Source organism: Paenibacillus sp. ISL-20 (genome assembly GCF_018613005.1).
Taxonomy (GTDB): Bacteria; Bacillota; Bacilli; order Paenibacillales; family Paenibacillaceae; genus Paenibacillus_AQ.
The window spans coordinates 46564-60305 of sequence record NZ_JAGGRD010000014.1; the positions used below are offsets into that span (position 1 = coordinate 46564).

9 protein-coding genes and 2 pseudogenes are annotated in these 13742 nt (G+C 45.0%); 2 read left to right on the top strand and 9 right to left on the bottom strand.

All coding sequences use genetic code 11. The annotated features are described in order from the left end of the window. Positions 1 to 59: 59 nt before the first annotated feature. Positions 60 to 452: a peptidase M56 BlaR1 gene (locus tag J7E85_RS08720; RefSeq protein WP_215156925.1), complete on the bottom strand. Its 393-nt coding sequence runs from the start codon at positions 450 to 452 to the stop codon at positions 60 to 62. Between the two features lie 370 nt (positions 453 to 822). Beyond that, entirely contained in the window at positions 823 to 1170 is a 348-nt protein-coding gene (locus J7E85_RS08725; RefSeq protein WP_353049479.1) for a MerR family transcriptional regulator, read from the bottom strand. A 267-nt stretch (positions 1171 to 1437) separates the two neighbouring features. Here J7E85_RS08725 and J7E85_RS08730 point away from each other — a divergent pair, with 267 nt between their 5' ends. Next, the gene (locus J7E85_RS08730; protein WP_215156927.1) at positions 1438 to 2193 is read left to right on the top strand and encodes an SDR family NAD(P)-dependent oxidoreductase; all 756 of its coding nucleotides are present in this window, start codon (positions 1438 to 1440) and stop codon (positions 2191 to 2193) included. A gap of 648 nt (positions 2194 to 2841) precedes the next feature. On the opposite strand, the pseudogene J7E85_RS33910 reads toward J7E85_RS08730, so the two are convergent. Beyond that, a pseudogene (locus J7E85_RS33910) lies at positions 2842 to 2961 on the bottom strand (virginiamycin B lyase family protein); the annotation flags it as partial. Positions 2962 to 3001: 40 nt separating this feature from the next. Continuing rightward, positions 3002 to 3490, bottom strand: a complete 489-nt coding sequence (locus J7E85_RS08735; protein WP_215156929.1) for a DUF6022 family protein — start codon at positions 3488 to 3490, stop codon at positions 3002 to 3004. A gap of 153 nt (positions 3491 to 3643) precedes the next feature. Between J7E85_RS08735 and J7E85_RS08740 the strand changes: the two genes are divergently transcribed. Continuing rightward, positions 3644 to 4336, top strand: a complete 693-nt coding sequence (locus J7E85_RS08740) for a MerR family transcriptional regulator (RefSeq protein ID WP_215156931.1) — start codon at positions 3644 to 3646, stop codon at positions 4334 to 4336. A 312-nt stretch (positions 4337 to 4648) separates the two neighbouring features. Here the strand turns inward: J7E85_RS08740 and J7E85_RS33915 are convergent, their stop codons facing one another. The 5 genes and pseudogenes from J7E85_RS33915 to J7E85_RS08775 form a co-directional block, all read right to left on the bottom strand. Further along, positions 4649 to 7681 (bottom strand): DUF4855 domain-containing protein, encoded by a 3033-nt coding sequence (locus J7E85_RS33915; RefSeq protein ID WP_251035578.1) that lies wholly within the window; start codon positions 7679 to 7681, stop codon positions 4649 to 4651. A gap of 329 nt (positions 7682 to 8010) precedes the next feature. Then, positions 8011 to 9270: a Gfo/Idh/MocA family protein gene (locus J7E85_RS08760; RefSeq protein ID WP_215156933.1), complete on the bottom strand. Its 1260-nt coding sequence runs from the start codon at positions 9268 to 9270 to the stop codon at positions 8011 to 8013. A 96-nt stretch (positions 9271 to 9366) separates the two neighbouring features. After that, positions 9367 to 11049, bottom strand: coding sequence for a response regulator (locus J7E85_RS08765; RefSeq protein ID WP_215156935.1), 1683 nt, complete (start codon positions 11047 to 11049; stop codon positions 9367 to 9369). Between the two features lie 12 nt (positions 11050 to 11061). Beyond that, positions 11062 to 12788, bottom strand: a pseudogene (locus J7E85_RS08770) (sensor histidine kinase). A gap of 39 nt (positions 12789 to 12827) precedes the next feature. Next, on the bottom strand, positions 12828 to 13712 hold the full coding sequence (locus J7E85_RS08775) for a carbohydrate ABC transporter permease (RefSeq protein ID WP_215156937.1): 885 nt from the start codon (positions 13710 to 13712) through the stop codon (positions 12828 to 12830). Between the last annotated feature and the right edge of the window lie 30 nt (positions 13713 to 13742).

A 13742-nucleotide genomic window follows, 5' to 3' on the forward strand; every position in this document is an offset into this window, starting at 1 on the left:
CCTGACGGACAGAGCGGTGTTCATGAATTGTGGAGGCATAACACTTAACATCCTTTTTATTACTTTCCACCAACATGAAACACACCAATTACAGTTTCACCATCAACATCAAACAGCGGAATATCACGACCATCTGGTGATCTACTGTTCTGTATTGCAATGGCTTCCTCGGGTGATTTTGGTAGCTCACCGTCTAAGTCTTTTTTTAGCACATATCCTGCAGTGCCATCCACACCTATAGCACTGACTAATTCAGGTTCCGCTTCTGGAGAAGTAGCATCTGCGCTAGAACCGTATGTCTGTCCGTTTTTATTTTCAGGATAGTTAGGAGAATTTGTGTGGCTTTGATTAGTCGTACTTTTAGCATATGTGCTTTGGAATACCATTACACCTCCTACTACACAAACTATAATAACCACACCAATCAATATTCTATTGCTTTTAGAATACATCCTCACATTTTCGCTCCTTTCTCACTCTTCACTCTGTAACCGTTCGTCCCGTCCTTTTCACTTCACATACTACACCAAATAATGGAAGATGCGCAATTCAGCCCGTTAGCTTAATGAAATTGCATGGAAACATAGTTAGATACTTATCTAATCGGTAATCGGCTCATGTTCTTGTCCTCGACAAATGTAGGCGCATTTGTGCATTTTTTTCATGATACAATTTCTCCTCAATAAATAAAAAACCTGATTCATCAGGCTTTCTTCACATTTAAATTTGTTGGTAACTTTGTGTCATTAGAGACTCCGTTCACGGCATCCAGCGTTCCCCTGAGAACGGTTACTTCTACCGTTCCTCCGGTTTTTGTATTAATCAAATTTTGATGTTAGTTCGTTCAATCTGAGATTCTATTACATCATATAGAGCAAGTTTATAGTTTATTTTATCCAAGTTAAAATATAGTTCCCTTATGCTTTTCTCAATTTCTTTTTTATGATGGAGCATCATCATTTTTCGTTCCGAAATCGTCGAGTCCCCTTCTTTATACAAGTATACATACTTCTGAATTTGAGCAATTGGCATTCCTGTTGCTCTAAGCGCAGTAACGAAGTGTATCCAGCTTAAATCATCTTCGTCATATAACCGCTTCCCATTTTCATTTCTCTTCACATGTGGAAGCAGCCCCTCCTTTTCGTAATATCGAAGTGTGGGAGCCGCCATTCCTGTCAATTCAGTAACTTCCCTTATAGTCAACATAAATTAAACTCATCGCCTCCTATTAAAGTGAACTTTAATTAATTTTTTGGCAAATCTAGTTAAAACATCCGTATTTACGCTATAAAAGATGAGGAAGATATGATTAAACCAAAGATTACACTGTTTAATTATACACTTATTTTTTCAGTGAAAAAGGCTTGACTTAAAGTGAACTTTATATTCTATGATAACAATGCAATTAAAAATGAGTTCTGAAAGGATGAAGTTACAATGAAAAATATCTCAATCGTCACTGGCGGTAGCCGTGGACTTGGTCGCAATACTGCCATCAGTATTGCGCGTCATGGCGGTGATGTCATCCTGACCTATCGTAGCCAAGCAGAAGAAGCAAAGTCTGTTGTTGCTGAGATCGAATCTCTGGGTCGTAAAGCAGTGGCATTACAACTTGATGTTGGAAACATTGCCAACTTTACGGCCTTTGTTGAGACAGTTCGTTCGACCCTGCGGTCTACTTGGAATAGTGCCACTTTCAATCATCTGGTGAATAATGCCGGCCACGGAGAAATGATAGACTATGCCGAAACTACAGAAGCTCAGTTCGACGGCCTGTTTAATGTGCATGTCAAAGGCGTATTTTTCTTGACTCAGGCCCTTCTGCCGCTTCTTGCAGATGGTGGTCGTATTGTGAACTTCTCATCGGGTCTCACTCGCGTCTCTTTTCCCGGATTCTCCGCCTATTCTGCCGCAAAGGGGGCGGTCGAGATTTTAACCATCTATTTGGCAAAAGAACTTGGTCACCGAGGTATCACCGCTAATACCATTGCACCTGGAGCAATCGAAACCGATTTCCTAGGAGGTTCTGTACGCGACATGCCTGCTTACAATGACACGTTTGCCGCGATGACTGCCCTTGGTCGAGTCGGCGTACCCGACGACATTGGTCCCGCAGTCGCCAACCTACTTGGATCCGACAATCGCTGGGTTAATGCGCAGAGAATCGAAGTCTCGGGTGGTCAGAACATCTGATCGCAAGTAATGGCAGCAAAGACAATCCGTGAAACTGGGGTTCCGGGGATGTCGGCAAAAAAAACTTTTGACATTATTGAAGGATTAGATGAAAAATGTCTCAATCGTAGCGTTTGCAGCTAGCCAAATCCCCAAACAGCGCATTATTGAAACTCCCTTCTTCTCTGACTGTCCTAACCATGAACAGGGGTTGTTTCCGAACGAATACGACAAAACCCAATCAAGTCCATATTTAGGAGGCTTATTCGTTTACACGATCTACTTATATTTAAGTAGACGCCCATCTTATCGGTTAAGTTTCGTCCATTACGGCAATCGGAACAAGTTCTGGTCCTTAACTCGGGACAAGAACTTGGTTCCGATAAACAAAAACCGCCAATTTAGCGCCAGAAGTGAAGGGTTCTTTTATTTTTACCCATGTGTCTGCGGATCGTGTCAGCTACGTTGGTACTACCAAGTAAAGGTATCCAATATTGAATTACATTAGACATTCATCTAATCGGCTAAGTAACCATGTTCTTGTCAATTTCGGTTAAGTATATAAGTTCTTGTCATTGTGTTACGACAAGAACTTATATACTTAAAAGAAAAAAGCCGCATAGAATGCGACTTACACAGTCTTCATGTTCTTGTCGTCCGACAATTCAGTGTTGGAATTGGAAATTCTGTTACATCACCTTCGGTGGTTATTCTGCCGACCGAATCACCTCGATTCTGCGTAAACCATAACGCCCCGTCTGGGCCGGGAACAATAAATGAAGGAAATGAGTCTGAGGCCCGATCCGATTGCCCCGTTGTTCCGTTATTCTTATTCCTTGATCCGTCGAATCCCTCGGGCGATTTGTTCCCTCTCATACTCTTTCAGCGAATATAGTACAGGTGCCATAGGAATGTCGAACTTCAGATGAGAATGAGGGATTTCCGTCAATAAAGTTCCAATGGGTTGTTGACTACCCTTACTACGTATAACATTCCAGAAAATTCTGGACCTATTTTCCTCGGTCCCCCATTTTTCAAGCGAGTTGCGAAATAGCAGACATTTCCCGATTACGAAATCATGCTCCTTGAGGGGTTCCGTTGTTTCGAAACCTGCATCTTCAAGGCTATCGAAGATTACGGGCATCAACTGGTCCAAATAAAGCCCATAGGCAGCATCCTCGATTTCACGAAAAGCGATCGTTAACTCATCAAGCATCGAATCGTATAATGTTTTCCATACCGATTCGATATATTGATTACCTGCCCCACAAATCTCCTCAATGGTCATGTCGTAACGGAATACTGGTTTTACTGTCATATATACTCCTCCTTGAATTGGATTATCTCCATCATACAACATGTAAGCCAATTGGAAGGTTAGAGGATAAATTTGAAGGAAATCAATAAATAATCCAGAATAACATTACAATGGTTTTAATGTTTGCGCATTTTTTTATCAAGGTGGGATAACATGGGCTTTCGACCAAAAAAACTGGCAGAAAAATACGGGTTAAGCGGCAGCACCCTGCGGAACTACGAAGCGAAGGGATTGATACCTCCTGCAGATCGATCTTCAAATGGATATCGTATGTATACAGAACGGCATGAAGCTTACCTGGCATGTATTCAAGCCATGGCTGCCGCATTCGGTATGGAAGTAACGAGCGAGGTAATGCATTGTCTTGGGCGAAATGAGTTGGATGACGCATTGTGGATCGTCAGGGATCGGGAGGTCATGCTGCATCGGGAAAAAGCAAGTTTAGATCAACTGGTAAGAGAGTTGAAATCGTATTCTGAAGGTAGTCAAGCTTACGACTTTAACCAACATTTCAGCATCCACGAGGTTTCCAGCCGGACAGGGGCTCCTAAATCGGCAATCCGTTACTGGGAGCAAAGCGGCCTGTTTACGGCTAAGCGAGACCCTGATAACGAATACCGTCTTTATAATGAAGCGCATCTCTTTAAAATTAGGATGTTTCAGGTACTGCAGAGCGCTGTTTATTCCGAGGAAACCGTGAACTTAAAACAATCCATTGCACGCTTAGATCTAGAGAACATCGAGCATGCGATGAAGCTTTCTGAAAGTATCCAGGCTTACCTGCACAAAACGATCAAACTTCAGGTGCGAGCGCTCTATTTTCTATATCGCTTGATTAAAGATTAATTTTAGTGTAGAGATTATTAACATTGTAACATCGATACTTTTACTATTATGTTTTTATTATTTCTTTTCGGCTGACAGAACATCTCCGGCACATATTTCCCATGGGGGCATCAGGACCGATTCAAAAGAAGAAGCCATAGGTCACAGCGTGAGATTATCGCTGTGACCATGGCTTTTATTTATTTGGAACTATAAGTTATCCGTATCATGGCGCTACAGTATTTGTCATGAAATGCCTTGGTCCAAGGTCGAAATCAACGAAAACAAGCCGTTTGTTATCGAATTCTCGCTTGCCCGAGAAATAATTACCATTCACTGTGGCTTGTAATCAAATGTAAACTTCACGGGAGTCGATATACCATCCATTGAGAGATAGGCAACGTTAGTTCCCTTTAGATTACCGGTAAGCTTGATCGTGAATTGGAAACTTCCCGTTACTGTACTTGTCGTCTGGCCTTCATACGTAACTTTCCCTTTCGAATCGAGTACTTTCAAATTCACTTTGGACTGGCTGCTTCCATTCATTACCAGACCATCGATCGTCAGTTTCCCTGCGGCGACATCTGCCACAGCTCTTACGCCGTCGATCGGAGTTACCGCATCGCCTCCCGCAAGGTTGTACACGCCAAACTCATAGAAGGAGTAACCATAATCCGTATTTCTTTCGAGCCCTTGGAATTTGACGTATCTTGCTTTGACCGGCTCAAAATGAAGTGTTTCTTTTCCGTCACGTGCCGTAATGATTCCCTCGTTGTTCTTGATCACACTGGTCCAATTCTGCTTATCGTCAGATACAAGAAGTTTGTAGGTTTTAGCACGCGCAAATTCCCAGCTGATTCGTACGGTATCAAATTCCTTGGTTTCGCCAAGATCGACCTGGTACCAGCTATTATTCGTGTAATCACTGGCCCATCTTGTCGCTGGGAATCCGTCCACCGCTTTTTCAGGTTGCAAATTCGGGCTGCCGCCTTCTACTGAAGAGGCTTCCGCCTTTTTATTTTGCGCCAAGTTTCCAATCAGGTAATAAACGTCTTCCTTTAGCGCGCTGTACGCTGGTTCTTTTATAACGCCATCTTTCAACAAAATATCAAGTTTCACGTTAAAACCTCTCAGATATTTGTCAAACTGTGTCGCATCCGTTCCTTCGTAGCGTTTCATCAGCTCTAGATAATTGTTCAAAGAACGAGGCGCTTCGGCATTCGTAAACTGATTTTGTTCCGCAAATCGGTTCACCAATGTTTTCATGCTGTCCGCGTTTGCACGGGCATCGATAATATAAGACGTTTTTTGCGACTTGCCCGCCGTTACGGTAATAAGCAATTCATGTTTTCCCGGTGCACCCGACAGATTTATGGTTGTTCCGGCCGTATAAGGCTTGCCGTCAAACTGAGCCGTCACTTTCGTCACGCCATCGTCATCCTTTAACTGCCACGTAAACTGGAGCGGCTCTGTTTCATTTACCAAAGCGCCACTTTGAAGAGGCTGTCCATTCATTTGTACGGCTGCCTCCGGCGGAGCCGCATTATTTATTTCATATGTTCCATTCACATATTGATACAACCAATCATACAAAATGCGATTGGAAGGATCTTGGTTGACCGCCGCATTGTAAACGGCATTATTCCCTTGATAATAAGCTCTGAATCCGTATTGCATCAGGCCTGTTTCAACGCCGCTGTTCAAGTAGTCGATAAATCGCTCACGGAACACGCCGTCGGTCAACATCCGGTCATCAAACTCGACTTCGTTGGATATGCCGTATTGCTTTGCCAGGTTCGCGGCATCCTCCAGACGATCGTAACCCAAGGCCTCGAAGAAATAGTTCGGCTGGAAGGCAACGTTGTCAAAGCCTACGTCCTTCCACATAAACACTTTGTATCCCATAAAATGCGGAATCCAGAAAAACTTAAGGTTTTTATTATGAATTTTTTCACTAGCAGCCTGGAGTAAAGCCGGACCCGATTTGCTTGTGCTGATTTGTTCATCGAGCCAGTAGATCCCGACAAGCTCCAGATTAGAATACCCGGCAGCATTCCATCTATTTTCAACCTCATCAAGCCACCACTGTATCGCCTTGACTCGGTTTGCTAATGCTACTTCTTCTCCGCCATCAGCTGCGTCAAAACTTAAATTTTCTCCATTAATGACACCAAAGTCTCTCATTGATTCTCCGGGATTTGGAACCATCAACACGACTTTTTCCTTGTGGTCCGGCTGGCCCAGTTTCTCGGCAACCTCTTTGGTAGCTTCGTTTAAATGCTGCATATCGCCATCCGTTTTAAACGTTTTTTCCAAATACCAATTCCATTCATTCAGGTTCGTTTCCCCCAGGCCAAAATCATGGCCTTGGGGGGTGTTAAGCCCCAAATACAAAATGCCGTCAAACAGCCAATCTTTCGGGTTGCCCTCTTTATCCACATAGCTGATGTTCGGGATGATCCGCTCTTTACTCCAATCACCTAAACCATCCGCATAATACCCATTATAAAGCAGTCCGAGATTGCGGATGCCTGCAGTGGCTTCTCCCGGCGCCATAAATTGCGGATGCTCGGCAGGGACCTTTACTGATCCGTCAGCCTGTCCATCGGTACCCCGAATTTCAATCTCATCAATATATGACCATTGTGTAGGATGCATCGTAAAGGTGACTTTGACATAACGGGCATAAGCCAGCTTGCCGTCCGTATTCCCACCTTTGATTCCATCCCGTTTGCCGTCCCATTCAAAGGTTTCCTGTCTTGGCGGTCCTTCCCCCCAGAGCAGCTGGGTGGCGTTATGGGACAACAGTCCCCAATTTTCTTTATCGTCGGAGACATACATGGATACCGTCAAAGGTACGAGGATCGAGTTGGTAGGATAATCTTGGTAAAAGTGTGCTGTAATCTTTCCGATTGATTTTTCCTCACCGAGATCAAAGACGACTTCCCGCGTTTTTCCACGCTGATGCCCTACCCATGCCGGGTCATTCATATCCAATGTGCCGTATTTTCCATCCGTAAGCTTGTACCCGCCGTCAGGACGCGACGCGTCTGGCTCCTCAGACCATTCATAAGGGAGGCCGGCCGCAAGATTGCGGAATTGCGTCTCCTCTACTGCCGAAGATACTCCCGCCTTGTTTGCATTCGGTGCTGAGGATGCCTGTTCCGCATCCGGTTCCCCGACATCTGTCGGTTGATCCGATACGAACTGTGGATTTCCCGCATTATTTCCTTCCATCTGGTCTGCATCTTCCGCCTGCGCACTAATTACTGCCGGAACAGGCGATTTCGCCTGCACCGCAGAAACCGGGGTCATCAGCAGTACAGCTGCCAGCAGGGCGGATCCCCATTTCTTATTTGAATTCATCTGTGTCAACTCCTTTTTTAGTCTCGTGTGTGTAGAAATACCTGAAATCTTTACCACATCGTGATGAATACCTGAATGGATCCCCCCTTTCACGAAATTGGATACAAGCCTTAATTGAAATCGCTTTCAAAAACAAAAAATCTCATTCCCCACTCCCTTCTTTGCTCGCGAAATGTCTTTGAAGATCAGTCCGACGGTAAACCATTTGCCGGCAGATCATCATCTGCAGCGGCAATGGCGCCGTCCACCGTCGCGGCTTCATTCAACTCATACGGTGAGTTTGTGGTTTAATTCAAATTCCGTAACTTCAACAATTAAACGCCCACTTCTTACTTCTGATACATCTCTGCCAGCTTTATGCTTCTGCCTTGCTGTAAACGGGATCGTTCGGAAGCGAAGGCAATCAAATGGCTTTGCAAGGAAGCTGTAGCCGATGTGAGGCCTTGAGACGGGTTGCGGTCGAACTTATGTACATTTTTGAGGAAGGAGCTCACCATGCGCTCATCGCCTCCGCCGTGGCCGTCTCCCTGCACACTGCATTTAATTTCAATCTCTTCGCCCGTCGCATAGCGGTACAGCGTAAATGAGCCCTTATCCATGTCACCAATGATCTCTCCCTGCGTGCCCATAATCTGCACACGGCGGGTAGCGCTCTTGGTTAATCCCGACATAATAAAGTTAGCGTTGGCGCCGGTGGCAAATTCCATATTGACGACCTGATGGTCAACAACATTGTTATCGCAGCGATAGACGCAGCGGCCGAACGGTCCTTCCTTAAGCGCCCGGATAATGCCTTCCTGTGATAAATCGTGCGTCATATAGCGCGCCCAATGATCGGCAGGTTGCTCCAAATACATTTTAATCGCTGAAAAGGCACATTCCCTCTCCGCTTCGCAACCATCGATGCAGCGGTCCGTTGCACCCTCGGGCGCGTTCTCGGCTTTAAAATGCAGCAATGAGCCAAAGGAGCTGACCGCTGTGCACGGCTCATCCATCAGCCAGGAGATGATGTCCAGGTCATGGCAGGACTTGGCCAAAATCATCGGGCTTGTTTCCTCGGAATTGCGCCAATTGCCGCGTACGTAGCTATGAATCATATGGTGATAGCCTACGTTCTCGGTCAGCTGAATGGTGCCGATTGCGCCCAGTTCCCCATCCTCGATGCATTTCTTGATGCCCGACCAGAACGGGGAATAGCGAAGCACATGCGTGACCACCAGCAAACGCTTATGCTTAAGTGAAGCTTGCTCCAGTTCTATACATTCCTGCACATTCGGCGACATCGGCTTCTCCAGCATGACATGGTAACCAAGCTCCAGCGCTTTCATTGCCGGTATATAATGCATCCGGTCAAGCGTGGAGATGATCATCACGTCGGCTATTTTTCCCTGCTCGAATGCTTGTTCCCAAGAATGATAAACATGCTCTTCAGCGATTTGATGAATCTCTGCAAAACGTTGTCTGCGTTCATCATCCGGTTCGGCTACTGCAACAAACTTCAGCTCATTCGGAAATTTTTCCGCATACGGTCCATAGATGTATCTTCCTCTACTGCCTGCGCCTAATAGTACAGCCGTTAATGTTCTCAATGTTAGTCCCCCTTGCCTATACAATTGCATCATATTTTCATTGTAAGGGGTGATTCCGCGCATCAAAATAGATCATTGCTTACATTCCATATACATTTATTGACCTTGCTGCATCGATTCAGCTCGGGCCGTCCGATAATCCTGCGGCGTCATATCATTTTGCTTCTTAAAGAAGCGGATAAAGGCAAGCGCTGAATTGTAGCCGAGCTTGGAGGAAATTTCATTGACCTTCATGGATGTATTGAGCAGCATGTCCTTTGCAATGACATTGCGGTAATCATTTACGTATTTAGAGAGTCCAATTCCCGTTATCTGTTTGTAAAGCCTTGATAGATAGGATGGATTCAAGCTGACATAATCCCCAATAGCGGTTAGGGATATATCATCCGCAATATGCCCCTCTATATAGCGATGCACCTTATTGACGACCTCCGCCGGCAGTTCTGTTCCTCGAATCGCATTCCATTCAAAAAAGCAGTCCGCCATTTGCCAATAGTATGGAATGAGCTCCGTCCATGAAGCGGTCTCCTCCTGGCGGAACAGCATATCTAAATTAATCTGGGAATTCAGATAGTCTCGCATATCTTTATTTTTGTGCAAATGCGCCAGAAATACCGCAGATAGGAAATGGTACAACTCAATCTTGCGCTCATAAGGAGTATCCTGATCGTTCCAGATGTCTGTCAATTCAACAAATAGATGATTAAACTGCTCACGGTGATTGTTTTCAAGACTGCTCATCAGCAGCTGGACGCGAGCGTGTAAAAAGCTGTCATGATAGCTGTTCGCCTTCTCTTTTTCTTCGGACTTCTGAATATCTTTATCTGTCATGATGACCTCATGGAACAAACCATGGCCTTGCATAAGACCGTATTTCATCGCATGAAAACGATCCGACAGCCGATTCCATGGGACAGCCTCGCTGCCAATAAGAAAAGATACGGAGAGGCTCAGCAACTTTTTGCTGGTCGCCTGTATCGTCTCCAAATTGCCGCTCACATAGCGGTATGCCCTTGTCCATTCCATCGTACCGGTATCCGTCGTTATCTCCGGACTGGCTTTAGGCTGAAAGATCCATACCATTTTGTTCATATCAAATACGACGGAGAAGCAGCGCATGTGGGAGGATAAATACTCATCGCCGATATTTTGCAGAGCGTAAGCGAGCAAAGCCTTATCCGGCGCCGTGAACATTTCCTTCCAGGCATCGATCCGGCCAATCAGTAAATAGACAGGCAGCGATGCGTCGAGCGGAATGTCAATTTCCGCAAAAGCGTCCCGAAGCTGCTGCCCCGTCATCGTCTTGCCTTGAAATAAGCCCCAAATATATTCCTTCTGCAAGGAAGGCATCGCTATTCTCATTTTGGACTGGGCACGCAAGATCATTTGCGCCTGATCCTGTTCCTCTTCAATTTCCTCTATCGCCCGTTCAACTGTATGAATGATCTTCTCGTCACTTTCCACTTTCAGCAAATAATCAAAGGCGCCAAATGTAAGCGCGCTCTTCGCATAGTGAAAATCATTGAACCCTGTCAATAAAATAACTTTGCACGCAGGCCACTGCGATTTTATTTCCTGCAGCAGCTCAATGCCCTCTATGCCGGACATCTTAATGTCCGAAATCACAATATCCATCCGGTGATGTGACAACACCTCAAGCGCCTCTTCGCCGGAATAGGCCTTCATGACTTCAAGCTCCAAATGCTCCGTCTTCTCAAACAACTCCAGAAGACCATCTACAATAATCGGCAGATCATCCACGATTAAAAGCCTGTACATGGCGATTCCTCCTTAGCTCATGCTCAGTTTAATAATAACTTGAAGCCCGCCAAGCTCAGAGCGTGATACGGTAATCCCATACTCTTCTCCATAACGAAGCTGAATTCTGCGATGAACATTAAGCATGCCGGTTGTCTCCTCAATCTGGTTGGTTGAATAACGCTGCCTCTTGCCAAGGACTTCGATCTCCTCGTCCGTAATGAACTCGCCGTTATCTTCTACATAAATGTAAAAAGCATCATTTCGCAGCTTGCTGTGCACCCATAGCTCGCCCGTACCGCGCATATTGCCGAGGGCGTACTTGTAAGCATTTTCAATAATAGGCTGCAAAATCAATCGGGGGACTTCAATCGGCTGGGCTTCGACTTCAAACAGCACTTGGATTCGATCCCCGTAACAGATCGACTGCATCTCCACATATGTGCGGGAATGCTCAAGCTCCATCTCCAGCGGGATGTCGTCATCATTATGACGAGTAATGAACTGAAAATATTGCCCGATGTATAAACAGAACTGGTAGGCTTTTTCCTTCTGGCTATCGGATTTAATCAAGCGGCAAAGCACGAAAAAACAATTATATAAAAAATGAGGATTAATTTGCGATTGCAATCTTTTCAGCTCCGAACGCTGATTGCGTATTTGCTGCTCATAATTTTCCTCAATCAGTGTTTTCAAAGATTTCACAGTATCGTTAAAAGCCTGGTATAAATAGCCGAACTCATCCTTCCTGCGGTCGATCAAGATCGGCTCCAGCTCGTTTTGCTGCATGCGGCGGAAGGAACGCACCAGCTTTAACAACGGACGGTATATTAACCGGATTATAAAATAGGTGAAGAATAAAAAAATAAAAACAGCAAGCGCGCATGCCCACCAAAACCAAGCTTTATAAACCTGCAGCGAACCGAGAATCATCTCTTCCGGTATGCTCGTTACCATGTATGAATTCCAGAGGCTGGAATACTTGAATACGGTTAGAAATCGCTTACTTTTATAATGAATCGTATCATAGCCTTCATCCATTTTTGCTGCCTGCTTTTCAAAAGCCAGCTGCTTCATCAGATCATGCAATTCAAGGTCGGAGCCGCTATTGATTTCCCAGCCGCGCTCCAGATTAAACAGTACGGTCTGGCCTCCCCTGCTATTGCCGATTTGCGCTAATTTTTCTTTTTGCCGGTTGAGAGCTCTACGCCTACCACATAGAGCGGGTCCTTTTTGCCTGCAGGGTATTGCATCGTAATAAACAGCTGATCCTGCCAATAAATAAAGGGCTCCGTATACAGCTTCTTCTCTGACTGCATCGCTTCATATTCTTCCGCATTCAGTTTGGTTTCAAAGCTGTTGCTCAGCACGGTGCGCTCGATAAGCGGAATGTACGCCTTCGCCTCGCGAATAAACGGACTGGAATTTTTCATCAAATCCAGGCGGTGCTGAATGTCCAATATTTTATACGACCGCTCATAGGAGTTCATATGCTCACCTGTCGCCGCCACTTCCATTAAATCCCTGTCCATGACGTAATTAGGCAAATATCGGCTGATCCGGTCTGCTTCCTGATCCAGGGAGTCTAAATAAAACCGCGTCGTATTCAAAATCGAATCGGATATTTCACTGCGGATATGATTGGCCCCTTGCTCATTAATCATCCACGTAATAGCCATAAGCGGCAGCAAGGCCGCCAAAAAGGCAGCCATTATTTTTTTGAATATAGAGGAATCCTGTAAAAAGAATATACTTTTCATCGTTTGTTCTCCTGTGCCCGAGTTCTACGACCTTCCTGTCTATTCTTTTACACTTCCCATTACAATGCCTTTGATGAAAAACCGCTGCAAGAATGGATAGACAATAAGAATCGGGAAAGCCGCAACGAAGATTTGTGCCGCCCTGCTTGTACGGTCAGACAGCTGGAGCATGAGTTCCACATTTTCTGATTTAAGAAATCGAAAATCCATCTTAATAATAACGGTTTGCAAGAAAGTTTGCAGCGGGTAATTTTCTGGATGATTCATATACAGCATGCCATCGAACCAACTATTCCAATGCCCTACCATCGTAAACAGCCCCGTTGTCGCCAGTGCGGGCAACGATAGCGGAACATATATTTTCCAAAGTGTTGCAAAATGCCCGGCTCCGTCAATCCGTGAAGCATCCTCAAGCTCCCTGGGCAAATTACGGTAGAAGTTCAATAACAGGATGACGTTGAACACGTTAATCGCCATAGGAAGCACCAACGCTCCGAGAGTATCGATAAGTCCCAAGTTTTTAATTGTCAAATAGGTAGGAATTAGCCCGCCGTTGAACAAAATTGTAAAAACGAAGATCCATGCATAAACGGTTCTTAGACGAAACGTATTGCGATCCTTGGATAAAGGATAAGCTGTAACAATCGTTAACAGCATGCTTAATGCCGTCCCTATAAAAACTCGTTGAATAGACACGCCAAAGGCTCTCAAATATTCAGGCTTGCCGAACACGTTATCATAAGCCGCCGTTGTAAATTCTACAGGCCACAGTGAAACCTTGCCGGCTGCTGCCGCCGAACCCGAGCTAAACGAAATCGCCAAAATATGAATAATCGGCATTAAGCATAAAAAAGATATAAACGCTAGAAAGACTAGGTTGCAAACTAGAAAAGCCCTTCTTCCGAATGACGGTTTAATGACCACGGTCTGTCTCCTTTCTGAATCACCGACTTT